This window comes from Streptomyces sp. Ag109_G2-15, assembly GCF_900215565.1.
Lineage (GTDB): Bacteria > Actinomycetota > Actinomycetes > Streptomycetales > Streptomycetaceae > Streptomyces > Streptomyces diastatochromogenes.
Genome location: NZ_OCNI01000001.1, coordinates 5,115,275 through 5,141,865, shown reverse-complemented (window position 1 = coordinate 5,141,865; position 26,591 = coordinate 5,115,275). Strand labels below are relative to the sequence as shown.

The following is a 26,591-nucleotide window of genomic DNA, read 5'->3' as shown; positions in this document are numbered from 1 at the left end:
CGACGGAGTCCGGCGTCGGCGTGCGTCCGTCACGTCGACGCCGGTTTCCGTTCGGGGTGAGCCGGATCCACTGTGAAGAGCGTGCCGTCGGGGGTCGTCACCACCAGGGAACCGCCGTTGACGAACAGCTCCGGCGAGCTGTAGTCGCCGCTCAGCACCCTGCCCGCGCGGGGATGGGACTCCCACAGCAGGTGTCCGGTGCGGGCGTCGAGGGCGGCGACCCGGCCGCTCGCGCTGTACATGAACACGCTGCTCCGCTTGTCGGCGACCGGCGCGGCCGGCTGCTCAAGGGTCGTCGCGGTCTGCCACACGCGCTTGCCGGTCACCGGTGAGACGGCGCTCATCCGGCCGTCCGAGGCCGCGAAGCAGAGCACTCCGTGCACCATCGCCGCCCGACCCAGGTGTTCCTCGGACAGGGTGCGGGTCTCGCGGGTGCCGGTACGCGGGTCGATCACCTCGACGCGGGCGTACGGGTTGTCGCTCGCCGTCGGGTCGTTGCTGCGCCTGCCCACATAGACCAGCCGTCCGTCCAGGGTTCCGGCGTAGTCCGCGACCACCGAGGGTGCGGTCGCCTGCCGCCGCGTGGAACCGTCGGCCGGATCGACGGCGATCAGCCGGCGCTGGGCGCCGGAGGCGGTGTGGTAGCCGGTGCAGTCCGCGTACACGCCGTCGTCCGCGCCGAGGAAGTCGCAGTGGTATCCGCCGGCCGGCAGGGGCATCGTCCAACGCGCGGCGCCGTCGCGCGGGGAACGGGCGGTCACGGTCGGGCCGTCCGGCGTGAGGACGAGGCCACCCACGAGCGTGGGGGACGCGCTCCCCACCCTTGTCGGGCGGGACCACAACCGCTGTCCGCTGTCGGCGCCGAACGCGACGACGGAGGACGCCGTGAGGTTGGCCGCTGTTTTCAGGACGCTCTCGTGCACGAGCACGACGCCCTCGTGCACCCCGATGATCCTGCTGTCGTAGTTGTCGCGGTCGAGCCCCGGCGGCTGGGTGTCGGCGCGCCAGAGCGTGCGGCCGGTGACGGCGTCGACGCGGACCGGCAGGGTCGCGTTGCCCCCGCAGTAGACCGAGCCCCCGTCCAGCATGCAGGACGGCTGCGCGGCGGGGTCGGACCCGTTCGTCGGCGCCGAGGGACGCTTGACGCCGAGGGCGGCGACCGCGTGCAGCGTCGTCTGCCAGGGGCGCCAGCCCGCCGGGAGGGCGCCCCATCGGGTGGTCGCCGGGTTCGGTGTGCGGCTCGCCCCGGTCCCCTCGCCGCCCTTGAGCGGCCCGAGCAGAACGGCCATGACCGCGGCGACCAGCACACCCACCACCCCGGCGGCGTAGGGCAGCCGACGACTGCGTGCCCGGGGCGTGGAGGCGTCGGGTGCGAACGCGGCCTCGGCGGGGACGAGTCGGGCGGCCGACGGAGGGCGGGTCGGTTCCGGGTTCCGAGGGCGTTGCGGGACGGTGCGGGGCTCGCCGTCGGGCTGCTCGGGCAGGGCCGCCGCGAACTCCGCGGACAGGGTGTCCAGGGCGGGACGGGCGGTCGGGTCCTTGGACAGGCAGCGGGACAGGATCGTGCGCAGCGGCTCGGTGACGACCGCCAGGTCCGGCTCCTCGTTCATCACCCGGTACGCCGTCAGATACGGGTTGTCGGCGTCGAAGGGGCCGCTTCCGGTCGCGGCGAAGACGACCAGCGCGGCGAGCGAGAAGACGTCGGACGCGGGGCCCGCCGACCGGGCATCCGTGAGCTGCTCCGGAGACATGAACGGCGGGGTGCCCATCATGTGCCCGGTCTCGGTCAGCGCCTGGTTCTCCGCCGCGCGCGAGATGCCGAAGTCGATGACCCGGGGGCCGTCGTCGGCCATCAGCACGTTGGCCGGTTTGAGGTCGCGGTGCACGACCCCGGCCCGGTGGATGTCGCGCAGCGCCTCGACCAGGCCGAGGACGAGCCGTCGTAGCTCGGCGCCGCGCAGCGGGCCGTCGGCGCGGATGTCCGCGGAGAGCGAGCGGCCGGGGACGTACTGGGTGGCCATCCAGGGCCGGGGCGCCTCCGGGTCGGCGTCCACGACCGGTGCGGTGAAGGCACCGCTCACCTTGCGGACGGCGGCGATCTCCTGCCGGAAGCGGGCCCGGAAGACCGGGTCCTCGGCGTACTGGGCGTGGACGACCTTGACGGCCACCTCGCGGCCCGACCGGGCCCTCGCCCGGTAGACCACCCCCATGCCGCCGGCCCCGAGCCGGTCGACGATCCGGTATCCGCCGAGCGACCCGGGGTCACCCTCGTGCAACGCCACCGCCCCGTTCCCCCTCCCCCGAAGAGCAGTTCCTGATCACAGGATAGGAAAGCCCGGTGAGGGAGGGGACGCCGGTGCCGGGGGTCAGACTCCCGCCGGCTCCGGTTCTTCGGAGGCGGACTCCGTCGGGGAGGAGAGGCCCTTCTTCGCCGCCCGCTTCTTCGCCCGCCGCTCCTTGCGGAGCTCCAGCATCGCGTAGAGCGTCGGGACCAGGAGCAGGGTCAGCAGGGTCGACGTGATCAGGCCGCCGATGACCACGACCGCGAGGGGCTGGGCGATGAAGCCGCCCTCGCCGGTGACTCCCAGGGCCATCGGGAGCAGGGCGAAGATCGTCGCCAGGGCCGTCATGAGGATCGGGCGGAGACGGTGGCGGCCGCCCTCCACCACGGCCTCGACGACGCCGTAGCCCTGCTTGCGGTACTGGTTGATCAGGTCGATCAGCACGATCGCGTTGGTCACCACGATGCCGATCAGCATCAGCATGCCGATCATCGCCGGGACGCCCATCGGGGTGCCGGTGACCACGAGGAGGCCGATGGCGCCGGTCGCCGCGAACGGGATCGAGACCAGCAGGATCAGCGGCTGGGCCAGCGAGCGGAACGTCGCCACCAGCAGCATGAAGACGATCGCGATGGCCGCCAGCATGGCCAGGCCCAGGTTCTTGAACGCGTCGTCCTGGTCGGAGGACACACCGCCGATCTCCGCCTCGGCGCCCGCCGGGAGCTTCAGGGCCTTGATCCTCGACTGCAGCTTGGTGCTGATCGCGCCGGTGTTGTCCCCGGTCGGCCGGGCCGTGATGGTGGCGGCCCGCTGGCCGTCGATGCGGGTCATGGACACGGGACCGTCGACCAGCTTGACGGTCGCGATGTCGCCGAGCTTCACCGGGCCGAGGCGCAGCGCCTTCAGCTGGGCCAGGGTCGTGGCGGGCTTGGCCGACTTCACGACGACGTCGCGCTCGGTGTCGTCGAGGATCGCCTTCGCCGCCGTCGTACCGCGCACGGCCTGCGCGACCGCCGCGCCCAGCTTCTGGTCGTCGAACCCGGCCGCGGCCGCCTTGGAGTTGGCCTTGACCGAGATCCGCGGCACGCTCTGGGCGAGGTCGCTGGTGACGTCGGTGACGTGGTCGAGGCCGGCCACGGTGGAGCGCACCTGCTCGGCGGCGTCGCCGAGGACCTGCGGGTCGGACGCCTTCACCACGACGCTGAGGTCCTGGTTGCCGAAGCCGTCACCGGCCGAGACGGTGGTCGTGCCGATGCCCCTGAGCTTCTTCAGCCCGTCCTCGAGGTGCTTCTGCACGTCGCCGTAGGAGGCCGAGTCCTTCAGCATGACCTGGTACGACGCCTGGTTGGTGTCGGTGCCGCCGCCGAAGGCCGCCATGAAGCCGGAGGAGCCGACGGTGACCTGGTAGTCCTTGACGCCCTCGGTGGAGCCGAGCAGCTTCTCGACCCGCTTGGCCTGCGCGTCGGTGGCCGCGAGGCTGGTGCCGGGCCTCAGCTCCTGCTTGACGGTGAGGACCTCCTGGTCGCCCTGGTCGAAGAAGTTCGTCTTCAGCAGTCCGGACATGCCGAACGTGAGGACCAGGACGACCACCGCGATCAGCACGCTGGTGAGGCGGCGGCGGGTGGCGAAGCGCAGGACGGGGACGTAGAGGCGCTGCAGGCGGCTCTTCGCCTCCTTCTCCTCGGCCCGGCGGCGGGCCTCCTCGGCGTCCTCGGGGGTGCCCTTGGGGGCGCGCAGGAACCAGTACGACAGGACGGGTACGACCGTCAGCGACACCAGCAGGGAGGCGAGCAGGGCCGCCGTCACCGTGATGCTGAACGAGCCGAACAGGGCGCCCACCATGCCGCCGACCAGGCCGATCGGCAGGAACACGGCGACCGTGGTGAGGGTGGAGGAGGTGACCGCGCCGGCCACCTCGCGCACCGCGCCCAGGATCGCCTCCTTGCGCTCCTCGCCGTAGCCGAGGTGCCGCTTGATGTTCTCCAGGACCACGATCGAGTCGTCCACGACCCGGCCGATGGCGATGGTCAGCGCGCCCAGGGTGAGCATGTTGAGCGACAGGTCCCGGGTCCACAGCACGATCAGGGCGAGGACGACCGACAGCGGGATGGACACCGCCGTGACCAGCGTGGAGCGGATCGAGGCCAGGAAGACCAGGATGACCAGGACCGCGAAGAGCAGGCCGAGCGCGCCCTCCGTGGTCAGGCCCTTGATGGACTTGGACACGGCCGGACCCTGGTCGCTGACGACCGTCAGCTTGGCGCCGGCACCGAGGTCCTTGCGCAGGTCGGGCAGCTTGTCCTCGACCGCGTTCGAGATGGAGACCGCGCTGCCGTCGTGGTCCATGGTGACGTTGACGGCGAGGCTGGGCCGGCCGTCGGTGCGGGTGATCGAGTCGGCCGGGGCCGGCTGCTCCTTGACGGTGGCCACGGCACCGAGGCGTACAGGCTTCCTGACGCCCTCGCCGGTGACCATCAGGTCCTTGATCTGCTGCAGCGAGGTGAAGCCGCCGCCGACCTGGACGGTGCGGTTGGCGCCGTCCTCGTCGAAGGAGCCGGCCGGGACGGTCGCGCCGCCCGCCTGCAGGGCCTGGCCGAGCGCGGCGGAGGTGAGGCCCGCCTGCGCGAGCTTCGCGTCGTTCGGGGTGACGGCGACCTGGAGGTCGCGGACGCCGGTCACCTGGACGCGGCCGACGCCGTCGACGTCCTTCAGGGCCGGGACGACGGTCCTGTCGAGCTGGTCGGCGAGGGCCTGCTGGTCCTTGTCGGAGGTGACGGCGAGCACCACGGTCGGCATGTCGTCCGTGGAGCCGGCGACGACCTGCGGGTCGACGTCGTCCGGCAGCTGGGCGCGGGCCCGGTTGACGGCCTGCTGGACGTCGGAGACGAGCCGCTTGGTGTCGTTGCCGTAGTCGAAGGACGCCATGATCACGGCGTTGCCCTCGCTGGCGGTGGAGGTGACACCGGTGATGCCGTCGACGCCCTGGAGGTTGTCCTCGATGGGCTCGACGACCTGCTTCTCGACGACGTCCGGTGCGGCGCCCTGGTACGGCGCGATGACCGACACCATGGGCAGGTTGATGGTGGGCAGCAGTTGCTGCTTGATCTGGGGTATCGCGATCAGCCCGAAGACGAGCGCGATGAGCGACATCAGGCCGATCAGGGCCCGTTGCGCGAGGCTGAATCTCGACAGCCAGGACATGGGTCAGGGTCTCTCTTCTGTGAGCGGCAGAAGCTCAGAAGCTGCTGCGGGGCGCACAGGTGAGCGCCCACCCCAACACCCTGAGCCATGGAAGAGCCCGCACTTGTAGGCCCCAGGTCCCGTTCCTTATCCGGCCCCTACTCCGCGCGCAGTACGCGCGGGTGGAGATCAGTCCATCCTCGGACGTACCAGTCCCGACTCGTAGGCGATGACGACGAGCTGGGCCCGGTCCCGGGCGCCCAGCTTGGCCATGGCCCGGTTGACGTGCGTCTTCACGGTCAGCGGGCTGACTTCGAGGCGTTCGGCGATCTCGTCGTTGGAGTGGCCGCCGGCGACCTGGACGAGCACCTCCCGCTCCCGGCCGGTGAGCGCGTCGAGGCGCTCCGAGCGGGCGGGGTCGCGGCCGTCGTCGCCGTCGCCCTGGGCGAGGAAGCGGGCGATCAGGCCCTTGGTGGCGGCCGGGGACAGCAGCGCCTCGCCGCCCGCGGCGACCCGGATGGCGCTGAGCAGTTCCTCGGGTTCGCTGCCCTTGCCGAGGAAGCCGGAGGCCCCGGCGCGCAGGGACTGGACCACGTAGTCGTCGACCTCGAAGGTGGTCAGGATGACCACGCGGACGTGGGCGAGGGACGGGTCGGCGCTGATCAGGCGGGTGGCGGCGAGGCCGTCGGTGCCGGGCATCCGGATGTCCATGAGGACGACGTCGGCGCGGTGCTCCTTGGCCAGCCGGACCGCCTCGGCGCCGTCGGAGGCCTCCCCGACGACCACCATGTCGGGCTCGGAGTCGACCAGCACCCGGAACGCGCTGCGCAGCAGTGCCTGGTCGTCGGCGAGCAGGACACGGATCGTCATGCGGGCTCCCCCGATGCCGTCGTACGGGTCTTGACCGGCAGGATCGCATGGACGCGGAAGCCGCCGCCGTAGCGGGGTCCGGTGGTCAGGGTGCCGCGCAGGGCGGTGACCCGCTCCCGCATGCCGAGCAGCCCGTGCCCGCCGCCGCCCCCGGGCTCGGCGGCCGCGCCCGTGCCGTCGTCCAGGACGGTGACCTCGATGTTCGGTCCGACGCGTACGACGCTGACCTCGGCCTTGGCATCGGTGCCCGCGTGCTTCTGCACGTTGGTCAGGGCCTCCTGGACGATCCGGTAGGCGGCCAGGTCGACGGCGGCCGGGAGTGCGGTGCCGTGGTCGGCGCGGGCCACCTCGACGGGGAGTCCGGCGCTGCGGAAGGTGCCGGCGAGGTCGTCGAGACGGCTGAGGCCGGGGGCGGGTTCGGTGGGGGCCTCGGGGTCGCCCGACTGGCGGAGCAGGCCGACGGTGGCGCGCAGTTCGTTGAGCGCGGAGCGGCTGGCCTCGCGGACGTGGGCGAGGGCCTCCTTGGCCTGGTCGGGCCGCTTGTCCATGACGTGGGCGGCGACTCCGGCCTGCACGTTGACCAGCGCGATGTGGTGGGCGACGACGTCGTGCAGATCGCGGGCGATGCGCAGCCGCTCCTCGGCGACCCGGCGGCGGGCCTCCTCCTCGCGGGTGCGCTCGGCCCGCTCGGCGCGCTCCCGCATGGCCTGGACGACCGCGCGGCGGCTGCGGACCGCGTCCCCGGCGGTGGCGCCGATGCCGGTCCAGGCGAGCACACCCAGGTTCTCCTGCGCGTACCAGGGCAGGGGGCCGCCGAGCATGGCGGCGGCGGTCAGCACGGTCATGGTGAGCAGGCCGATGCGCCAGGTGGTGGTGCGGTCGGTGGTCGAGGCGACGGTGTAGAGGGCGACCACGGCGGACATGGCGACCGGGGCGCGCGGGTCGCCGGTGACGCACTCGATCAGGGACAGGGTGCCGGCGACGGCGAGCACCGTCTTCGGTGCCCGGCGCCGGAAGACGAGCGCGGCGGCGCCGAGAGTCATCAGCAGCAGGCTGAGCGTGTCCGGGCTGCGGACACCCCAGGTGACGCCGTTCTCCCCACGGGGATCCACGAAGGAGCCCGCGACCATACACACCAGCACCCCCGCCGCGATGGCCGCGTCCAGCGCGAGGGGGTGCGCCTTCAGGCTGCACCGGGCGCGTTCGAGAGTGCTCACCTGGTGAACAGTACGGGCCCCGGCGGGGTGCCGGAACAGAGCGGGGTGCAGCTCACCCGCCGTCAGCTGTCGACCGGTGTTCGCAGGGGGTACGGCAGCCGGACGCCCCGTGTTGGCCGTACATGCTCAACCTTCTCGTCGGCATTCGCGCCGCCCCGGCCGGATGCGTCCTGTCGACGAAAGGCAGCCCTCGTGCGCGCTTCCCTCATGTGGCCCGCCGCAGCCCTCGCCCTCGCCTCGGCCACGGTGCTGGTCACCCCCGCGCAGGCCGTCACCTACGGCACCCCGACGATCAAGCTGTCGTCGGCCTACCTGTCGGGCGCGGTCGGCAGCAGCGGTGACCCGACGGTCGCCGTGACGGTCGCGCAGAGCGGCGCGGACGCCTCGGCGCTGACGGTGACGGCCACCCGGAGCAGTCGTACCGCCGTGGCGGCCACCTCCGACGTACGGGTCACGGGCGCCGGAAGCGGCCGTACCGTTGCCGTCGCCGCGCACGCCCAGGGGTACGCCGACCTCACCCTGAAGGTGACGGGGCTCGGTGGCAAGACCGCCACCACCACGCTGCACTACGCGGCTTCCCCCACGGTCCAGTACTCGGCCGACGCCCGCTATCTGACCGGCGCCTCGGACGCCTCCGCCGCGGTGGACGTCGGGGGCGGGTACGTCGTCGTCGGCAACGACGAGGACAACACCCTGCGTCTGTACGACGGCACGGCCTCGGGTGCCCCGGTGAAGACCTGGGACCTGGGCGGGGCGCTGGGCGCCGGCAAGGAGGTCGACATCGAGGGCGCGGCGCGCGTCGGCGACACGATCTACTGGACCGGTTCGCTGGGCAACAACAAGGACGGTGTGTACAAGCCCGACCGCAACACGGTCTTCACCACCACCGTCTCCGGCTCGGGCGCCACCACCTCGCTCACCTTCGGCAGCGCCGGGCACAGCCTGCGCGACGACCTGGTGGCCTGGGACGAGGCGAACGGCGACCGGTACGGCTTCGCCGCGGGGACGGCCGACGGGCAGACGCCGAAGCAGGTGGACGGCTTCAACGTGGAGGGTCTGGAGTTCGCGCCGGGCTCCACCACCGCCGCCTACGTGGGCTTCCGCGCCCCGCTGGTGCCGCCGCAGTCGGGTGGGAAGGCGCTGATCGTGCCGGTCACGAACATGGACCGGGTGGTGCACGGCACGCAGGCCACGTTCGGTACGCCGATCGAGCTGGACCTCGGCGGGCTGTCCGTCCGTGACCTGCGCCGGAACGACAAGGGGCAGTACCTGATCCTGGCCGGGTCCTGGGCGGCCGACGACAACAGCGACCCGCAGGCGCTGTACCGCTGGGACGGGGTGGCCGGACACCAGCCGGTGAAGGTGCTGGACCTGCCGACCTCGGACGCGGGGGCCTGGGAGTCGGTCGTGTCCGTGCCCGACCTGGACGCCGCCGGCGCCCGGGTGCAGCTGATCACCGACGACGGGGCCGCCGACCTCTACGGCGACGGCGTCGAGGCGAAGGACCTCGGCCACCCGGAGTGGCAGAAGTCCCGCACCACCTGGTTCACCCTGGGCTAGCCCGGGATCAGTCCGTCGTCGCTCAGCAGCTCCCGGACCTCCGTGAGCGTCGCGTCCGAGGACGGAAGGATCAGCTCCGAGGGTTCCAGGGCGTCGTCCGGCAGCGGGGTACCGAACCGGCGGACGGCGTCGAGGAGCGCGGAGAGCGTGCGACGGAAGCCCGCGTCGTCGCCGCTCTCCATCTCCGCCAGCAGCTCGTCGTCCAGCTTGTTCAGCTCGGTGAAGTGGGCGTCGTCCAGCTTCACCTGGCCCTCCCCCATGATCCGTACGATCACGTCGGCCTCCTCGGCTCGGGGTCCCGGCGCCGGACTACTGCTTGTCGAAGCGCGGGGTGTCCTGCGGCTGCTGCTGGGACTGCCCCTGGCCGGTGCCGCCCTCGATCGCCTGCTGCGGCGAGCCTCCGGCCAGCTCCGCCTTCATGCGCTGCAGTTCCAGCTCTACATCCGTACCACCGGAGATGCGGTCCAGCTCGGCGGCGATGTCGTCCTTGGCCATGCCGGTGGGGTCGTCCAGGGCGCCGGAGGCGAGCAGCTCGTCGATGGCGCCGGCCCGGGCCTGGAGCTGGGCGGTCTTGTCCTCGGCGCGCTGGATGGCGAGGCCGACGTCGCCCATCTCCTCGGAGATGCCGGTGAAGGCCTCGCCGATGCGGGTCTGGGCCTGGGCGGCGGTGTAGGTGGCCTTGATGGTCTCCTTCTTCGTACGGAAGGCGTCCACCTTGGCCTGCAGCCGCTGGGCCGCGAGGGTGAGCTTCTCCTCCTCGCCCTGGAGGGTCGCGTGCTGCGTCTCGAGGTCCGTGACCTGCTGCTGGAGGGCGGCACGGCGGGACAGCGCCTCACGGGCCAGGTCCTCGCGGCCGAGCGCGAGCGCCTTGCGGCCCTGGTCCTCCAGCTTGGAGGACTGCTGCTGCAACTGGTTGAGCTGGAGTTCCAGGCGCTTGCGGGAGGTCGCCACGTCGGCGACGCCGCGGCGCACCTTCTGCAGCAGCTCCAGCTGCTTCTGGTACGAGTAATCGAGGGTCTCGCGCGGGTCCTCGGCCCGGTCAAGGGCCTTGTTCGCCTTCGCGCGGAAGATCATCCCCATACGCTTCATGACACCGCTCATGGGCTTCGCGCGCCCCCTTCTGACGGACTCCAGCTCACAGATCCTGCGACAGAACCCACAGTACGGGCCCTGACTCCATTACCGCACTGTTCGGGGAGTGATGCGCTCATCCCCAAGGACGACTGCGGACGGTACCGCTCCGGCGTGAGGAGTAGGTGGATCTCCGGGTGGGCTCCTCGGGCCCTTCGATGACCGCCGGGTGAAGCGTCTGCAACGTCCCCTCTGTCCCCCTACAGACGTCCGGTGTTGCCGGATCGTTCCCCGGTGGACTGGGGTCCATGCCGGGGAAGCCCTTACCCTTGGGTTTTGTGTTCCGTAGCCGTGCCAAAGAAGAGAAGGCCCCCGCCGACAAGGCGCCGGTGAACTTCTCCAAGCAGTCCCGCGACCCGCAGGCCCCGAAGGGCAGGCCCACGCCCAAGCGCAGTGAGGCCCAGTCCCAGCGCCGCAGCGTCGCCAACACGCCGACGACCCGCAAGGACGCCGCCAAGCGTCAGCGCGAGGAGCGCCGGCAGGCGCTGGAGCGGCAGCGCCAGGCGCTGGCCGGCGGCGACGAGCGCTATCTGCCCGCCCGGGACAAGGGCCCGGTGCGCAAGTTCGCGCGCGACTGGACCGACTCGCGGTTCAACGTGGCGGAGTTCTTCCTGCCGCTGGCCGTGGTCATCCTGGTGCTCAGCGTGGTGCGGGTGCCGGCGATCCAGAACATCGCGCTGCTGCTGTGGCTGATCGTGATCGTGCTGATCGTGCTCGACGCGGCCCTCAGCGGCCTCCGGCTGAAGAAGCGGCTGGCCGAGCGCTTCCCCGACCAGAACCGCCGGGGCGCCGTCCCCTACGCCCTGATGCGCTCCCTTCAGATGCGCCGGCTCCGGCTGCCGAAGCCGCAGGTCAAGCGCGGAGAGCGGCCCTGAGCGCAGAGGCTTTCACCGGGGGCGCGGCCGAGTCCTGGCTGAACAAGCTGGGCGGGCTGCGTGATGTCGTACGACAGGAGCTGGTGGCCCGGCAGCTCGACGAGCAGATAGCCGGGCGGTTCCCGGTCGGGCAGCGGCTGCGGGTGCTCGACGTGGGCATGGGCCAGGGCACGCAGGCGCTGCGGCTGGCCCGGCTCGGTCACCAGGTGACCGGCGTCGAGCAGGACGCGACGATGATCGCGGCCGCGCGCGAGGCGCTCGCCGGTGAGCCGGACGGCATCCGCGAGCGGGTGCGGCTGGTGCAGGGGGACGGGCGGGACACCGGTGTGCACTTCCTGCCGGGCAGCTTCGACGTGGTGCTGTGCCACGGCGTCCTGATGTACGTCGAGGACCCCGACGCGCTGGTGGCGGGTCTGGCCCGGATGCTCGCGCCGGGCGGGCTGCTGTCGCTGCTGGTGCGCAACGGCGACGCGCTCGCCGTGCGGCCTGGCCTGTCCGGGGACTGGGCGGGCGCGCTGGCCGCGTTCGACACCACCACCTACCGCAATCGCCTCGGCCTGGAGGTGCGGGCGGACCGCCTCTCGGCGCTCACCGCCACGCTCGCCGGAATCGGCGCCGCGCTGCACGCCTGGTACGGCGTGCGGGTCTTCACGGACACGGCGGCGGACGGCGCGGAGATCCCGGACGACCTGGAGACGCTGCTGGCGGCCGAGGAGCGGGCCGGGCGGACGGATCCGTACCGGGGGGTCGCGGCGCTGCTGCATCTGTGCGGGGTGCGGGGCTGAGCCCTCGGCCGTACGGGGTGTAAATCGGGCCCGTTCGGGTGCACACGGCAAGCTGTGACATTCACCCCGAAGGGACACTCGGGGCATGGACGCTTCCCGTACCCGTGCCCTCCGCAGGGGCGCCGTCGTGCTCGTGTTCGTGGCGGCCGCGCTCGTGGCCGCCGGCTGTACGACCCCGGAGTCGTCGGCGGCGAAGAAGGACGCCGCGGCCACCCGGGCGGCCCTCCCGATGTCCGTGGACGACCTGCAGAACCAGTATCTGAAGGTCATCAAGGAGGTCCTGCCGTCGGTCGTGCAGATCCAGGCGAGCCATGCGCTGGGCTCCGGGGTGGTGTACGACGGCAAGGGGCACATCGTCACCAACGCGCACGTGGTCGGCTCCGACAAGACCTTCAAGGTGACCACGGCCAACAACGAGGAACCGCTCACCGCGCGCCTGGTGTTCTCCTACCCGGACCAGGACCTCGCGGTGATCAGGCTCGACAAGGTGCCGGCGGGGCTGAGGCCGGCGACGTTGGGGAACTCCGAGAAGGTGCAGGTCGGCCAGATCGTGCTGGCCATGGGCTCGCCGCTCGGGCTGTCCTCCAGCGTGACCCAGGGCATCGTCTCGGCGACCGGACGGACCGTCAGCGAGGGCCGCTCGGGCGGGGGTACGGGCGCCACGATCGCGAACATGGTGCAGACGTCGGCCGACATCAACCCCGGCAACAGCGGGGGCGCCCTGGTCAACCTCGACGGGCAGATCATCGGCATCCCGACGCTGGCCGCCACCGATCCCGACCTCGGCGGCGGCGCGGCGCCCGGCATCGGGTTCGCCATCCCGGCGTCGATGGTGAAGACGGTCGCCGACCAGATCGTCAGGAGCGGCAAGGTCGTCGACTCGGGCCGGGCCGCGCTCGGCATCACCGCGCGGACGGTCCTGGACGAGAGCTACCAGCCGGCCGGGGCCGCGGTGGTCACCGTCAGGAGCGGCGACGCGGCCGACCGGGCGGGGCTGCGGCCCGGCGATGTGATCACCAAGGTGGACGACGCCCCGGTCACCACCACCACGGAGCTGTCCGAGGCGCTGGCGGTTCTGAAGCCGGGGCAGAGGACGACGGTGACCTACCAGCGTGACGGCGTCGAGAAGACGGTGGAGGTGACGCTGGGCGAGCAGTGAGGAGGGCGGCCCCTGGCTCCGGGTGTCCCCTCCTCACCCCCCGATCGGGTTACGACGCCTCGGCGTGCAGGCTCATCGGGCCGTAGATCTCGCTGCTGTCCTCGAACAGCCGCACCTGGTCCGCGCCGCCCTCCGCCAGCGCCTTCCAGTGCTCGCCGATCCAGGACTCGGCGTCCCCCTGCGTGGTGAACTCCTCCGGCTGCACCGCAGGCTGGACCTCCGTCCCGTCGGCCTTCTCGAACCGCCACGTCCATGCCGTCATGTGGGCCTCCTTTGATCCAACACGTTCCGGCAGCGTAGCCGGAAGCGCAAGACCTGCTGAGACAGGTGAAAATCGGTGCGTGGAAGTGACTCTGCTCGGTACCGGTGCCCCCGCGGGACTGCCCCGCCCCGACTGTCCCTGTGCCGTCTGTGCGACGGCGCTCGGGCCGGACGCGCGGGCGGCCACCGCGCTGCTGGTGGACGGGACGCTGTTGCTCGACCTGACGCCCGGGGCGGCGTTCGCGGCCGCGCGGTCGGGGCATTCGCTGGGCGGGGTACGGCAGGTGCTGCTGTCGCATCCGCACGACGGTCCGGCGGTGGAGGTGCCGGCCGGCCTGCCGCAGCCCGGGCGGGTGCCGGACGGGCGGGAGTTGGCACTGCTGACGGGGCATCGGGTGCGGGCCGTGGCGATGGACGCGGGCGGCACCGGGTACGCGGTGACCGGGCCGGACGGGCAACGGCTGCTGTACCTGCCGCCGGGCGGGGCGCCGGCCGGTCTCGAGGGGGCGCCGGCGGAGACCTACCAGATGGTCCTCGCCGACGTCGTGGGACGCCCGGACGCGCTGGCCCGGCTGCGGGCGGTCGGATCCGTGGGGCCGACCACGGACGTCGTGGCCGTCCATCTCGACCACGACGTGCCGCAGGGCGCGGAGTTGCGGCGGCGGCTCGCGGCGGCCGGGGCGCGGGCGGTGCCGGACGGTACGACGCTGACGGTCGGGGTGTACGAGGACGTGCCGGACGTGCCGCGCCGGACGCTGGTGCTGGGCGGGGCGCGTTCGGGCAAGTCGGTGGAGGCCGAGCGGCGGCTGGAGTCCTTCCCGGAGGTGCTGTACGTGGCCACGGGCGGGACACGGGGCGGGGACACCGAGTGGGCGGAGCGGGTGGCCGTGCACCGGGAGCGGCGGCCGGGGTCGTGGCGTACGACGGAGACGACCGATCTGGTGCCGCTGCTGGGGGTGGACGGGCCGCCGGTGCTGATCGACTGTCTGTCGCTGTGGCTGACGGATGTCATGGACTCCGTGGGGGCGTGGGACGACGCGGAGTGGGCGGGGGGTGGGGAGAAGGCGCTGCGGGAGCGGGTGCGGGAGCTGACGTCCGCGGTGCGGGCCACTCGGCGGACCGTGGTGGCCGTCTCGAACGAGGTGGGCTCGGGGATCGTGCCTGCCACTGCTTCCGGGCGGCGGTACCGGGATGAACTCGGGCGGCTGAACGCTGCGTTCGCGGCGGAGTGCGAGCAGGTGCTGTTGGTGGTGGCGGGGCAGGCGTTGGTGTTGCGGGGTTGAGCTACGAGCGCCCCTAAGGGGCGCGGGGAACTGCGCGACCAGCCCCCGCCGGGTCGCAGTCAGAGGACGGCGTTGGTGTTCTTGCGGGCCACCAGGCGGTACGCGTTGGAGAAAGGGGTGTGGCGGAACAGCGGAGCCAGTGCGTGGTCCAGGATCGCGGCCACGTCGAGTGCCGGGGCGGCCATCGCTCTCAGAAGCAGGGGGGCGGGGGCCAGGGCCAGGGTGAGGGCCGCTGAGAGGTCGTAGGGGACGTGGGGGGACGTGCGGTCCGTCACGAGGATCGTGCAGCCCTGGGTCTCCAGTTCCGCGCGGAGGTTGGGCAGGGGCAGCAGGTGGAGATGGCGGGGCTGGCCGTAGGGGAACCACCACTTGCCGAGGAGCGCGGCGAACACGCTGCGCGGGTCGGGGACTTCGACGACGAGGTGGCCGCCGGGGCGCAGGACCGTGAGCGCGGCACGGAGTTCGGCGCGTGGGTCCGGGGCGTGTTCCAGGTGGTGGAACATGCTGACCACGTCGTAGCGGGAGCGCAGCCGGGCCGCCATCCCCGGGGTGGTAAGACAGCCGCGGTGGGCCTCCTCCACCCGGCCCTCCAGCAGGGCCTGTTCCACGCGGGCCGTCAGGTCCAGGCCGTCGAAGCTGGTGTACGGGAAGAACTCCTTCGCCGCCTCCGGGAACCGGGCGTGCCCGGTGCCCACGTCCAGCCAGCTCTCCGGATCGGGCAGCGCCGACAGCTTGTGGGCGGCGGCACGGTGTCTGCGGCTGACCGCGCGCTCGGAGAGGACGCGCGCGGTGAACTCCTCCAGCTGTCTCTCGTAGAAGTCCCGGTGGTAGAAGGCGAATCCCTCCGCCGTGAGCCGGGGGTTCTGGAAGACGTGCGCACAGTCTCCGCACTCGTCCAGGACGAACGTGCCCGGCCGCTGCCGCAGCGGGTCGGCGGCGCGCAGCCGGGTCCGCAGCCGACGGGAGCCGCACCAGGGGCAGGCCTCGCGGCGCGGCTCCTGGAACGGGTCGCGCGGCTCGATGACCTGCGGGGTGAGGGGCGAGGGCTGCATGGCGGCTCCCTGGGCGACAATCCGCTGCAAACCGGAACGTATGGGATACCCCTCTCGGGTGCAAAGACGTCGCGACCATGTGGTGGCGGTGTGGCGCGGATGCGTTCGTTGACTGGCGGTACTGTTCGGCGAATGAGCAGCCTTAATCTGGACGACTTCACCGATCTGATCGAGCGCCCGGACGGGGGCGTACGCCGTGACGCCGAGGCCCGCAGGGAGCGCCAGATCGTGCCGCCCGGGTCGCTCGGGCGCCTGGACGAGCTGGGCGAGTGGCTGGCCGCCGCACAGGGCGCCGTACCGGTGCGGCCGGTCGAACGGCCCCGGGTGGTGCTCTTCGCCGGTGACCACGGCATCGCCGAACTCGGCGTCTCCGCACGGCCGGCGGGCAGTGCCGAGCAGCTGGTGCGGGCGGTGCTGGAGGGCGGCAGCCCGGTGTCCGTCCTCGCGCGCCGGCTCGACGTGCCCGTGCGGGTCGTGGACATGGCCCTGGACTGCCCGCCGGACGCCTTCCCGGAGGAGGTCGTACGGCACCGGGTGCGGCGCGGCAGCGGTCGTATCGACGTCGAGGACGCGCTGACCCTCGACGAGGCCGAGGCGGCCTTCCGGGCGGGCGTGGCCGTCGCCGACGAGGAGGCCGACTCGGGGACGGATCTGGTGGTGCTCGGCGATGTGAGCGTGGGCGGGACCACGGCGGCCGCGGTGCTGGTCGCGGCGCTGTGCGGGACCGACGCGTCCGTGGTGACCGGGCGGGGCGGGCTGGCCATCGACGACCTGGCGTGGATGCGCAAGTGTGCGGCGATCCGGGACGCGCTCCGGCGGGCGCGGCCGGTGCTCGGGGACCAGTTGCAGCTGCTCGCGACCGTGGGCGGGGCCGATCTGGCCGCGATGACCGGGTTCCTGTTGCAGTGCGCGGTGCGGAAGCTGCCGGTGATCCTGGACGGTGTGGTGGCCGCCGCGTGTGCGCTGGTCGCCCAGCGGGTCGCGTTCCGGGCGCCGGACTGGTGGCTGGCCGGGCACGACAGCGGGGAGCCGGGCCAGGCGAAGGCGCTGGACCGGATGGCCCTGGAGCCGCTGCTGGAGCAGGGCGTGAAGGTCGGCGAGGGGGTGGGGGCGCTGCTGTCGCTGCCGCTGGTCCGGGCCGCGGCGGCGCTGGCCGCCGAGCTTCCCGAGAAGCCGGAGTCCGAGAAGGAGCCGGAGGAGTCCGAGCAGCCCAAGGAGAAGGAGTAGTCGCACCACGGCAGCCGGAAAAGAATGGTTCGCCAGGACGGCCCCCATATGATCCTCCCCCATGGGAGATGCCCGAATTGCCGTGGAACTGCAAGCCGAGCCGGAGCGGCGGTCCAGCGGGGCCTCCCGTCGGGCCGCCGCCTTCGCCGTCTGGTATCTGCGGGCCGTCGCCTTCATCAACTTCCTGAGCGCGGTCTGGGTCTCGCTGGGCCAGGACGTGCGCCGGCACAACCAGGAGAACTACTTCACGCCGTACCTGCTGACGGCCGGCTTCGCCTCGGGCGTGTTCACCGCGTTCCTGGCGATCACGATGCGCCGGCGCAAGCGGGCCGCGTGGATCCTGAACCTGGTGCTGAGCGGGTCGTTCCTGGCCCTGTTCGCGTTCGCCATGGCGTTCCCGGAGATCCGGCGGTACGCGCAGAACTGGGTCTCCCTGGTGCTGACGGCCGCCTTCGTCGGCGCGCTGCTGGTCGGGCGCCGGGAGTTCTACGCCAAGGGTGACCGGTCCAACCCGCGGCTCGCCGCGACCGTCGCCGTCGGCGGTGGGCTCGTCGCCTCGCTGCTCGCCGGGCTGCTGATCACGGTCACCAACACGGCGCCGGACGCGGCCCGTTCGACGTTCCTGGAGCGCTGGCACTACGGCACCCTGCGGCTGGTGTCGGTGGCCGCCGAGGAGTCGCGCTTCCCCGGCATCGAACCGCCCAACTGGGCCAACGTGGCGATCAACGTGCTCAGCACGCTGCTCGTCCTCGCCGTGTTCTACGCCGCCTTCCGCTCCCGGCGTGCCGTCGACCCGCTCACCGAGGACGACGAGAAGCGGCTGCGGGCGCTGCTGGAGCGGCACGGCGAGCGGGACTCCCTCGGCTACTTCGCGCTGCGCCGGGAGAAGAGCGTGGTGTGGTCGCCGACCGGGAAGGCGGCCGTCGCCTACCGCGTCGTCGGCGGGGTGAGCCTGGCCTCCGGGGATCCGCTGGGCGATCCGGAGGCGTGGCCCGGTGCGATCGTGCCGTGGCTGGTGGAGGCGCGGGCGCACGGGTGGATCCCGGCGGTGATGGGGGCGAGCGAGGAAGCGGGGACGGTCTACGCCCGGCACGGCCTGGACGCGCTGGAACTCGGTGACGAGGCGATCGTGGAGGTGGCCGAGTTCACGCTGGAGGGACGGGCGATGCGCACCGTGCGGCAGGCGTACAACCGGGTGAAGCGGGCCGGGTACCGGGTGCGCATCCGACGGCACGCGGACATCCCGGCGGACGAGATGGCGCGTCTCGTCGAGCGCGCGGACGACTGGCGGGACGGGGCGACCGAGCGCGGGTTCAGCATGGCGCTGGGGCGGCTCGGGGACCCCGAGGACGGGCAGTGCGTGATGCTGGAGTGCACGGACGCCGAGGGCAGGCTGCGCGCGCTGCTGTCCTTCGTGCCCTGGGGGCCGCACGGACTGTCCCTGGACCTCATGCGGCGGGACCGGGACTCCGACAACGGGCTGATGGAGTTCATGGTCATCGAACTGCTGCGCCGGGCCGGCGAGATCAGGATCACCCAGGTCTCACTCAACTTCGCCATGTTCCGATCGGTCTTCGAACGTGGGGCGCGCCTCGGTGCCGGACCGGTGCTGAGGCTGTGGCGGTCGCTGCTCAGCTTTTTCTCCCGCTGGTGGCAGATCGAGTCGCTGTACCGCGCCAACGCCAAGTACCGGCCCATCTGGGAGCCCAGGTTCCTGCTCTTCGAGAAGAGCGCGGACCTACCGCGCATCGGCATCGCGTCGGCGCGCGCGGAGGGGTTTCTGGGGGGCCTGTCGTCGGATTCCCGTCGTCCGCCCGCAGGGCGGGCCCGGCGGCGTCTGGTGCGTGCGATCGCAAGGCGCCGGAGTGCCTTCGTGGCGGAGCCACGTGGGCGCTTCGGCAACGCGGCGAGCGTGCGTGCCAGACGCCGCCGGGCAGGCGGGAATCCGACGACAGGCCCCACGGCGCCGGGACTGCCGAAGTGGCTGCACCGCAGGCACCTGGACACGCACCGATGAGGATCGTTTGATGAGGACGCTCGCCCGCTGGGCCCGTGCCGAGTGGGGGCTGCTGTACGTCACCGTGCGCGAGCCCCTGCTCAAGCGCCGTTGGCGGGCGTTCCCCATGACGCTGGGGGCGGTGCTGCTGACCGCGCTGCTGCAGTTCGTGCAGAACCAGCCGTGGGGCTATCAGATCGTGCAGGACATGGGTGCCGTACGGGCGGAGGACCCGCTGGGGCCGGCGCTGCTGCGCACTCCCCTGTCGCTGTTCGTCCCGGCGCTGGACCTGCCTGTGTGGGGGGCGCTCGCGCAGATCCTGTTCGTGTTCGGCGTCGCCGAGGTGTGCATCGGCTGGTGGCGGACGCTGGCCATCGCGTACGTGGCCACGCTCGCCGGGACGCTGTACGCGCGCGTGGGCATCTCGCTCGGCCCGCATGCGGCGTTCGGCCTGCCCTGGACGGACGCGCAGGTCGTGGACACCGGTCCGTCGGCGGCCGTGGTGGGGCTCGCCGTCTATGTGAGCTGGCGGTACGGCGCCTATGTGACGTCGGGTGCGGTGACGTTGGCGATGGTGGTCGAGGTGCTGCTCAAGGAGAACCTGGCGGGCAAGGAGCATCTGGCCGCGCTGATGGGTGTGGGGACGCTGTGTCTGGTGGCGGCGGTACGGCACCGGTACGGGCGGCTGCCGGGGCCCGGTCAGTGGCGGTGGCCGCCGGGCAGGCGGACCGGGCGCGGGTCGGGTTTGCCGCCGATCCAGTCCTGAAGGGCGCGGCGGGGCCCGGCCCAGCGGCGGTCGTGGTGATAGGCGCGCAGGGCGGCCTTGGCGCGGGCGCGGGGTCGGCGGCCGTAGAAGCGGCGGGCCCAGGGGGAGCCGGGGCGGGCCAGGCGGACGGCGCCGACCATCGCGACCAGCGGCACGATCACGCCGAAGATCGCGACCCGGGTCTTGCCCTTGCTCAGGGCGATCAGGGAGAAGAGGAAGTTCATGCCGATGTTGGCGATGACCGTGCCCCGGTCCTGGAGTTCCTCGGCGGACAGGTCGTTGACACCGAACGGCGCGAACCCGGCGAGCAGCAGGCCGACGAGGGCGGCGGTGACCACGACGACCTCGACGCTCTTGCGGCCCTCCTCGGTCCAGTAGACGTCGTCGAGGTGCAGGATCAGCGCGAACTCGTCCAGGACGAGCCCCACCCCCATACCGAAGACGACCGCGGCGAGGGCCCCGCCCGCGCCGTGCCGGTCGCTGGCGACGGCACCGAAGCCGCCGACGACGGTCAGCAGGACCCCGGGGACCACGTGGTGGATGTGCAGCCCGCCCGCCTTGACGTTGCCGAAGGGGCCCTTGCCCGCACGGATCAGCCGGGTGATCACACGGGTGACGACGAAGGTGACGACGAAGGCGGTCAGGGCCAGCAGCAGCGGAAGCTTCCCCGGCTCCAGGATGTTCCGCTCCCACCAGTGCCCCATGTGCGCACTTTATCCTTGGCCCTATCAGGGGGCGCCGCGACGGCCCGGTAACCTGCGCCGGTGCTCAAGTCCTCCCCTCTCGACGGCCTTCGCTTCGCCTTCGGCACGCTCTCCGTGCTGCCCGTCCGGGTGCACCGGTGGGACAGGGAGGCCGCGCGCGGGGGCATGCTGGGCGCCCCGGTCGTCGGGCTGGTCGCCGGCGGCTGTGCGGCGGGGCTCGGGCTGCTGCTGCTCCTCCTGGGCGCCGGTCCGCTGCTCGCCGCCGTCGCCTCCGTCGCCGTACCGGCCGCGCTGACCCGCGGTCTGCACCTCGACGGGCTCGCCGACACGGCGGACGGGCTCGGCAGCGGCAAGCCCGCGGAGGAAGCGCTGCGGATCATGAAGCAGTCGGACATCGGGCCGTTCGGGGTGCTGACCCTCGTCCTGGTGCTGCTGGCCCAGGTCGCCGCGCTGGCGCAGCTCTACGCCGACTCCTGGGTGCGGGGCGGCACCGCGGCGGTGACCTCGGCGGTCGTGGCCCGCCTCGCGCTCACCCTGGCCGCGCGCACGGGGGTGCCGGCGGCCCGTCCGGAGGGTCTCGGGGCGGCGGTCGCCGGCGTGGTGCCGGTGCCGGGCGCGCTGGCCGTCACGGCCACCTGCACGATCGTCGCGGCCGCCTGGGGCACGACACTCGGCCCGTACGGCGCCGTGCGCGCGGCGGCCGCGGTCCTGCTGTCCCTCGCCACCGCCGAACTTCTGCTGCGCCGCTGCACCCGCCGCTTCGGCGGGGTCACCGGGGACGTGTTCGGCGCCCTCGCGGAGACGGCGGCGACGGCCGCGCTCGTGGTGCTGTCCCTGGGCTGACCGGCGACTCACCGACGCCCGGGGGCGAGAAGTGGCCACGACGCCACGCACAGGTGAACACCCGCAGGCATGAGCGAACGGTCGTACGCGCGTAGTCTCGTCACGGGTGTTCGCCGACAGGGTGAAGGCCCCGGTTGCCACCTACCCCAAGGCCTGGACCTAGGGTCGGCTCTCGGGCCCGGTCGACCCACCCCTCATCGGCCACAGCAACTTCACATCGGAAGCGAGATTTCACCACCGTGACTGCTCTGACTCTCAGCACCGCCGCGGCGCCCGGCCTGCGGGCCGACGCGATCGTGATCGGTGTCGCCAAGGGCGCCAAGGGACCCATCGTCGCGCCCGGCGCCGACGCCGTGGACAACGCGTACGACGGCAAGCTGGCCGGCGTCCTGGAGACCCTCGGCGCCTCGGGTGCCGAGGGCGAGCTGACGAAGCTGCCCGCCCCGGCCGGCTTCAAGGCGCCGCTCGTGGTGGCGGTGGGCCTGGGCGCGGTGCCCGAGAAGGACGCCGGGTACGACGCCGAGGCGCTGCGCAAGGCCGCCGGCGTGGCCGCCCGGGCGCTCGCCGGCTCCAAGAAGGCCGCGTTCGCGCTGCCCCTCGAAGGCCCGGACGCCGTCGGCGCGATCGGCGAGGGCGTCCTGCTCGGCGCCTACGCCTTCGACACGTACAAGGACTCCGGCAAGGACGCCAAGGCCAAGAACGGCAAGGCGCCGCTGGGCGAGGCCGCACTGCTCGGCGGCAAGCCGCGGGACGCGGCCCACAAGGCCGCCGTGGCCCGGGCCGTCGCGGTCTCCGAGGAGCTGAACCGTTCCCGCGACCTGATCAACATGCCGCCGAACGACCTCACCCCGCAGGCGTTCGCCGCGGTGGCCCAGGACGCGGCCAAGGAGCACGGCCTCAAGGTGCAGGTGCTCGACGACAAGGCCCTGACCAAGGGCGGCTACGGCGGCATCCTGGGCGTCGGCGGCGGCTCGGCCGCGACTCCGCGCCTGGTCAAGCTGACGTACACGCACCCGAACGCCGAGAAGCACCTGGCCTTCGTCGGCAAGGGCATCACCTACGACTCGGGCGGCATCTCGCTGAAGCCGGCCGGTCACAACGAGACCATGAAGTGCGACATGAGCGGTGCCGCCGCCGTGTTCGCCGCGGTCGTCGCCGCCGCCCGCCTCGGCCTGGAGGTCAACGTCACCGGCTGGCTGGCGCTGGCCGAGAACATGCCCTCCGGCTCCGCGGTGCGCCCGGGTGACGTGCTGCGCATGTACAGCGGCAAGACCGTCGAGGTACTCAACACCGACGCCGAGGGCCGGCTGGTCCTGGCCGACGCGCTGTGGGCGGCCTCGCTGGAGAAGCCGGACGCGATCGTGGACGTGGCCACGCTGACCGGCGCGATGATGCTGGCGCTGGGCAGCCGGACCTTCGGGGTCATGGCCAACGACGACGCGTTCCGCTCCGCGGTGTACGAGGCGGCGGAGGAGGTCGGCGAGCCCGCCTGGCCGATGCCGCTGCCGGAGCACCTGCGCAAGGGGATGGACTCCACCGTCGCCGACATCGCGAACATGGGTGAGCGGATGGGTGGCGGGCTGGTCGCCGGTCTGTTCCTGAAGGAGTTCGTCGGCGAGGGCATCACCTGGGCGCACCTGGACATCGCCGGGCCGGCCTTCAACGAGGGCGGTGCGTTCGGTTACACGCCGAAGGGCGGTACGGGCAGCGCGGTGCGGACGCTGGTGCGGCTTGCGGAGCTCACCGCGGCGGGTGACCTCGGCTGAGGCTGAGTCCTTTGCCATGACGGCTCCGGGGTGTCCTTCACTCCGGAGCCGTTTTGTCCCGTTGCTCGCCACCAGTGCGATGTGTCACACCCCGGCCCGGCGTCTCGTCCGCCTCGAACAAGTGCAAAGATGGAGCCCGGCAGGACAGGGCCCCCACCGAAGGGCCGAAGCATCAAGCGGCCGGACACCAGCCGCCCGCCGGTCACTGGAGACCGGTCTACGGCGCACATGCATGGAGGACGTGACGTGGCGAACGACGCCAGCACCGTTTTCGACCTAGTGATCCTCGGCGGTGGTAGCGGTGGTTACGCCGCGGCCCTGCGCGGGGCGCAGCTGGGCCTGGACGTCGCCCTGATCGAGAAGGACAAGGTCGGCGGCACCTGCCTGCACCGGGGTTGCATCCCCACCAAGGCCCTGCTGCACGCGGGCGAGATCGCCGACCAGGCCCGCGAGAGCGAGCAGTTCGGCGTCAAGGCCACCTTCGAGGGCATCGACGTCCCGGCCGTCCACAAGTACAAGGACGGTGTCATCGCCGGCCTGTACAAGGGTCTGCAGGGCCTGATCGCCTCCCGCAAGGTGACCTACATCGAGGGTGAGGGCCGTCTGTCCTCCCCGACCTCCGTCGACGTGAACGGCCAGCGCATCCAGGGCCGCCACGTCCTGCTGGCGACCGGCTCCGTGCCGAAGTCGCTGCCGGGCCTGACGATCGACGGCGACCGGATCATCTCCTCCGACCACGCCCTCGTCCTGGACCGCGTGCCGAAGTCCGCGATCATCCTGGGCGGCGGTGTCATCGGCGTCGAGTTCGCCTCGGCGTGGAAGTCCTTCGGCTCGGACGTCACGGTCATCGAGGGGCTGAAGCACCTCGTCCCGGTCGAGGACGAGAACTCTTCGAAGCTTCTTGAGCGCGCGTTCCGCAAGCGCGGCATCAAGTTCAACCTGGGCACCTTCTTCCAGAAGGCCGAGTACACCCAGGACGGTGTCAAGGTCACCCTCGCCGACGGCAAGGAGTTCGAGGCCGAGGTCCTCCTCGTCGCCGTCGGCCGCGGCCCCGTCTCCCAGGGCCTGGGCTACGAGGAGCAGGGCGTCGCGATGGACCGCGGTTACGTCCTCGTCGACGAGTACATGCGCACCAACGTTCCGACCATCTCCGCCGTCGGTGACCTGGTCCCGACGCTCCAGCTCGCGCACGTCGGCTTCGCCGAGGGCATCCTGGTGGCGGAGCGCCTGGCCGGTCTGAAGACCGTTCCGATCGACTACGACGGTGTCCCGCGGGTGACGTACTGCCACCCGGAGGTCGCCTCCGTGGGTATCACCGAGGCCAAGGCCAAGGAGATCTACGGCGCGGACAAGGTCGTCGCTCTGAAGTACAACCTGGCGGGCAACGGCAAGAGCAAGATCCTCAACACCTCGGGCGAGATCAAGCTCGTCCAGGTGAAGGACGGTGCCGTGGTCGGCGTCCACATGGTCGGCGACCGCATGGGCGAGCAGGTCGGCGAGGCCCAGCTGATCTACAACTGGGAGGCACTGCCGGCCGAGGTCGCCCAGCTCATCCACGCCCACCCGACGCAGAACGAGGCGCTCGGCGAGGCACACCTGGCGCTGGCCGGCAAGCCGCTGCACTCCCACGACTGAGCCTTCGGTCACGGGCGCGACGACACAGACTTCCGCAATTCGTAAGGAGCAACCGAAACCATGGCGGTTTCCGTAACCCTTCCGGCGCTCGGCGAGAGCGTCACCGAGGGCACTGTCACCCGCTGGCTGAAGGCCGAAGGCGAGCGCGTCGAGGCCGACGAGCCGCTGCTCGAGGTGTCGACCGACAAGGTCGACACCGAGATTCCGGCGCCGGCCGCGGGCATCCTGGCCTCGATCAAGGTCGCCGAGGACGAGACCGTTGAGGTCGGGGCCGAGCTGGCGATCATCGACGACGGCACCGGTGCGCCGGCCGCCGCTCCGGCCCCGGCCGCCGAGCCGGTGGCCGCCCCGGTCGCCGAGGCCGCTCCGGCTCCGGTCGCCGAGGCCCCGGCCGCCCCCGCCCCCGCTGCCGCTCCCGCCGCCCCGGCCGGTGGCGCCACCGGCACGGACGTGGTCCTGCCCGCGCTCGGTGAGTCCGTCACCGAGGGCACCGTCACCCGCTGGCTGAAGTCGGTCGGTGACTCCGTCGAGGCCGACGAGCCGCTGCTCGAGGTCTCCACGGACAAGGTCGACACCGAGATCCCGGCGCCCGCCTCCGGCGTGCTGCTGGAGATCGTGGTGAACGAGGACGAGACCGCCGAGGTCGGCGCCAAGCTCGCCGTCATCGGCGCCGCGGGTGCGGCTCCGGCCGCCGCCCCGGCCCCCGCCGCTCCGGCCCCGGCCGCCGCTGCCCCGGCTCCGGCCGCTCCGGCCGCCCCCGTGGCTCCGCCGACCCCGGTCGCTCCGGCCGCCCCGGCTCCGGCGCCCGCTCCGGTTGCCGCTGCCCCGGCCCCCGCGCCGGTCGCTCCGGCCCCGGTCACCCCGGCTCCGGCCGCTCCCGCCCCGGCCGCCCAGGCGACCGACGAGGGCGCCTACGTCACCCCGCTGGTGCGCAAGCTCGCCGCCGAGAACGGCGTCGACCTGTCCACCGTCAAGGGCACCGGCGTCGGCGGCCGTATCCGCAAGCAGGACGTCATCGCCGCCGCCGAGGCCGCGAAGGCCGCCGCCGCTGCCCCGGCCCCGGCCGCTGCCGCTCCGGCTGCCGCCGCCAAGAAGGCCCCGGCGCTGGAGGTCTCCCCGCTGCGCGGCCAGACCGTCAAGATGACCCGCATCCGCAAGGTCATCGGCGACAACATGGTCAAGGCGCTGCACGAGCAGGCCCAGCTGTCGTCGGTCGTCGAGGTCGACGTCACCCGTCTGATGAAGCTGCGCGCCAAGGCGAAGGACTCCTTCGCGGCCCGTGAGGGCGTCAAGCTCTCCCCGATGCCGTTCTTCGTCAAGGCCGCCGCCCAGGCGCTGAAGGCCCACCCGGTCATCAACGCCCGGATCAACGAGGCCGAGGGCACGATCACCTACTTCGACACCGAGAACATCGGTATCGCGGTGGACTCGGAGAAGGGCCTGATGACCCCGGTCATCAAGGGTGCGGGCGACCTGAACATCGCCGGCATCTCCAAGGCCACGGCCGACCTGGCGGGCAAGGTCCGCGCCAACAAGATCACCCCGGACGAGCTGTCCGGCGCGACCTTCACCATCTCCAACACCGGTTCGCGTGGCGCGCTGTTCGACACGATCATCGTGCCGCCGAACCAGGTCGCGATCCTCGGCATCGGTGCCACGGTCAAGCGTCCGGCCGTCATCGAGACCGAGGAGGGCACGGTCATCGGCGTCCGCGACATGACCTACCTGACCCTCTCCTACGACCACCGCCTGGTCGACGGCGCCGACGCGGCCCGTTACCTGACGGCGGTCAAGGCCATCCTGGAGGCGGGCGAGTTCGAGGTCGAGCTCGGCCTGTAAGCCCCCTGGGCTTCATGCCAGTACGGCACCCCGTCCGGAGCTTTCCGGACGGGGTGTTCGTGTTTGTCGGGACGCTCAGCGTGTAAGGCTCGTCTCACCTGCGCAAAAGCACCCCCACACGCCCTACTCACGGAGCGAACCCGCCGTATTGTCTAAACGT

Annotated in this window: 21 protein-coding genes; 12 read left to right on the top strand and 9 right to left on the bottom strand. The window is 72.2% G+C overall.

The annotated features are described in order from the left end of the window. Window positions 1-29: 29 nt before the first annotated feature. The 4 genes from CRP49_RS23055 to CRP49_RS23040 form a co-directional block, all read right to left on the bottom strand. Complete coding sequence (locus CRP49_RS23055; protein ID WP_097255111.1) at window positions 30-2,282, bottom strand: PQQ-binding-like beta-propeller repeat protein; 2,253 nt, start codon at window positions 2,280-2,282, stop codon at window positions 30-32. An 84-nt stretch (window positions 2,283-2,366) separates the two neighbouring features. Further along, a complete protein-coding gene (locus CRP49_RS23050; protein ID WP_097255110.1) occupies window positions 2,367-5,483 on the bottom strand; it encodes an efflux RND transporter permease subunit in 3,117 nt (1,038 codons plus the stop codon). Window positions 5,484-5,651: 168 nt separating this feature from the next. Next, on the bottom strand, window positions 5,652-6,332 hold the full coding sequence (locus CRP49_RS23045) for a response regulator transcription factor (RefSeq protein ID WP_097255109.1): 681 nt from the start codon (window positions 6,330-6,332) through the stop codon (window positions 5,652-5,654). Next, entirely contained in the window at window positions 6,329-7,549 is a 1,221-nt protein-coding gene (locus CRP49_RS23040) for a sensor histidine kinase (RefSeq protein ID WP_097255108.1), read from the bottom strand. Before CRP49_RS23040 ends, CRP49_RS23045 begins: the two co-directional genes overlap by 4 nt. 207 nt (window positions 7,550-7,756) lie before the next feature. Here CRP49_RS23040 and CRP49_RS23035 point away from each other — a divergent pair, with 207 nt between their 5' ends. Next, window positions 7,757-9,109, top strand: a complete 1,353-nt coding sequence (locus tag CRP49_RS23035) for a DUF3616 domain-containing protein (RefSeq protein ID WP_097255107.1) — start codon at window positions 7,757-7,759, stop codon at window positions 9,107-9,109. On the opposite strand, the gene CRP49_RS23030 is transcribed toward CRP49_RS23035, so the two are convergent. Both CRP49_RS23030 and CRP49_RS23025 read right to left on the bottom strand, forming a co-directional pair. Next, window positions 9,106-9,384 (bottom strand): hypothetical protein, encoded by a 279-nt coding sequence (locus CRP49_RS23030; protein WP_097255106.1) that lies wholly within the window; start codon window positions 9,382-9,384, stop codon window positions 9,106-9,108. The two genes, CRP49_RS23035 and CRP49_RS23030, sit on opposite strands and share 4 nt — an antisense overlap. A gap of 34 nt (window positions 9,385-9,418) precedes the next feature. Continuing rightward, window positions 9,419-10,210, bottom strand: a complete 792-nt coding sequence (locus CRP49_RS23025) for a PspA/IM30 family protein (RefSeq protein ID WP_097255105.1) — start codon at window positions 10,208-10,210, stop codon at window positions 9,419-9,421. Window positions 10,211-10,488: 278 nt separating this feature from the next. On the opposite strand from CRP49_RS23025, the gene CRP49_RS23020 reads away from it, so the two are divergent. The 3 genes from CRP49_RS23020 to CRP49_RS23010 all read left to right on the top strand — a co-directional run bounded on the left by CRP49_RS23020 (window position 10,489) and on the right by CRP49_RS23010 (window position 13,059). Next, the gene (locus tag CRP49_RS23020) at window positions 10,489-11,115 is read left to right on the top strand and encodes a DUF3043 domain-containing protein (protein ID WP_097255104.1); all 627 of its coding nucleotides are present in this window, start codon (window positions 10,489-10,491) and stop codon (window positions 11,113-11,115) included. A gap of 83 nt (window positions 11,116-11,198) precedes the next feature. Next, on the top strand, window positions 11,199-11,900 hold the full coding sequence (locus CRP49_RS23015) for a bifunctional 2-polyprenyl-6-hydroxyphenol methylase/3-demethylubiquinol 3-O-methyltransferase UbiG (protein ID WP_094218225.1): 702 nt from the start codon (window positions 11,199-11,201) through the stop codon (window positions 11,898-11,900). 85 nt (window positions 11,901-11,985) lie between these two features. Beyond that, window positions 11,986-13,059 carry a S1C family serine protease gene (locus tag CRP49_RS23010; RefSeq protein ID WP_097255103.1) on the top strand — a complete coding sequence of 358 codons (1,074 nt, stop codon included), beginning with the start codon at window positions 11,986-11,988 and terminating at the stop codon, window positions 13,057-13,059. Between the two features lie 49 nt (window positions 13,060-13,108). On the opposite strand, the gene CRP49_RS23005 is transcribed toward CRP49_RS23010, so the two are convergent. Then, window positions 13,109-13,321 carry a hypothetical protein gene (locus tag CRP49_RS23005; protein WP_097255102.1) on the bottom strand — a complete coding sequence of 71 codons (213 nt, stop codon included), beginning with the start codon at window positions 13,319-13,321 and terminating at the stop codon, window positions 13,109-13,111. A 79-nt stretch (window positions 13,322-13,400) separates the two neighbouring features. Here CRP49_RS23005 and CRP49_RS23000 point away from each other — a divergent pair, with 79 nt between their 5' ends. Continuing rightward, window positions 13,401-14,603, top strand: coding sequence for a bifunctional adenosylcobinamide kinase/adenosylcobinamide-phosphate guanylyltransferase (locus tag CRP49_RS23000; RefSeq protein WP_097255101.1), 1,203 nt, complete (start codon window positions 13,401-13,403; stop codon window positions 14,601-14,603). Window positions 14,604-14,662: 59 nt separating this feature from the next. Here CRP49_RS23000 and CRP49_RS22995 read toward each other — a convergent pair whose 3' ends face one another. Continuing rightward, window positions 14,663-15,655 (bottom strand): class I SAM-dependent methyltransferase, encoded by a 993-nt coding sequence (locus tag CRP49_RS22995; protein ID WP_097255100.1) that lies wholly within the window; start codon window positions 15,653-15,655, stop codon window positions 14,663-14,665. A 132-nt stretch (window positions 15,656-15,787) separates the two neighbouring features. On the opposite strand from CRP49_RS22995, the gene cobT reads away from it, so the two are divergent. The 3 genes from cobT (at window position 15,788) to CRP49_RS46930 (ending at window position 19,644) form a co-directional block, all read left to right on the top strand. Next, on the top strand, window positions 15,788-16,882 hold the full coding sequence (cobT, locus tag CRP49_RS22990) for a nicotinate-nucleotide--dimethylbenzimidazole phosphoribosyltransferase (RefSeq protein ID WP_097255099.1): 1,095 nt from the start codon (window positions 15,788-15,790) through the stop codon (window positions 16,880-16,882). A 61-nt stretch (window positions 16,883-16,943) separates the two neighbouring features. Next, a complete protein-coding gene (locus CRP49_RS22985) occupies window positions 16,944-18,899 on the top strand; it encodes a phosphatidylglycerol lysyltransferase domain-containing protein (protein ID WP_257033468.1) in 1,956 nt (651 codons plus the stop codon). 10 nt (window positions 18,900-18,909) lie between these two features. Continuing rightward, the gene (locus tag CRP49_RS46930; protein ID WP_179851727.1) at window positions 18,910-19,644 is read left to right on the top strand and encodes a hypothetical protein; all 735 of its coding nucleotides are present in this window, start codon (window positions 18,910-18,912) and stop codon (window positions 19,642-19,644) included. On the opposite strand, the gene CRP49_RS22975 is transcribed toward CRP49_RS46930, so the two are convergent. Beyond that, on the bottom strand, window positions 19,578-20,348 hold the full coding sequence (locus CRP49_RS22975) for a hypothetical protein (protein WP_097255098.1): 771 nt from the start codon (window positions 20,346-20,348) through the stop codon (window positions 19,578-19,580). The two genes, CRP49_RS46930 and CRP49_RS22975, sit on opposite strands and share 67 nt — an antisense overlap. Window positions 20,349-20,408: 60 nt before the next feature. Between CRP49_RS22975 and CRP49_RS22970 the strand changes: the two genes are divergently transcribed. The 4 genes from CRP49_RS22970 to sucB all read left to right on the top strand — a co-directional run bounded on the left by CRP49_RS22970 (window position 20,409) and on the right by sucB (window position 26,431). Further along, the gene (locus CRP49_RS22970; protein ID WP_097255097.1) at window positions 20,409-21,191 is read left to right on the top strand and encodes an adenosylcobinamide-GDP ribazoletransferase; all 783 of its coding nucleotides are present in this window, start codon (window positions 20,409-20,411) and stop codon (window positions 21,189-21,191) included. 239 nt (window positions 21,192-21,430) lie between these two features. Next, the gene (locus CRP49_RS22965) at window positions 21,431-22,957 is read left to right on the top strand and encodes a leucyl aminopeptidase (RefSeq protein WP_097255096.1); all 1,527 of its coding nucleotides are present in this window, start codon (window positions 21,431-21,433) and stop codon (window positions 22,955-22,957) included. Window positions 22,958-23,203: 246 nt separating this feature from the next. After that, a complete protein-coding gene (gene lpdA / locus CRP49_RS22960; protein ID WP_097255095.1) occupies window positions 23,204-24,592 on the top strand; it encodes a dihydrolipoyl dehydrogenase in 1,389 nt (462 codons plus the stop codon). 60 nt (window positions 24,593-24,652) lie between these two features. Continuing rightward, window positions 24,653-26,431: a 2-oxoglutarate dehydrogenase, E2 component, dihydrolipoamide succinyltransferase gene (gene sucB / locus CRP49_RS22955; protein ID WP_097255094.1), complete on the top strand. Its 1,779-nt coding sequence runs from the start codon at window positions 24,653-24,655 to the stop codon at window positions 26,429-26,431. Window positions 26,432-26,591: the final 160 nt, after the last annotated feature.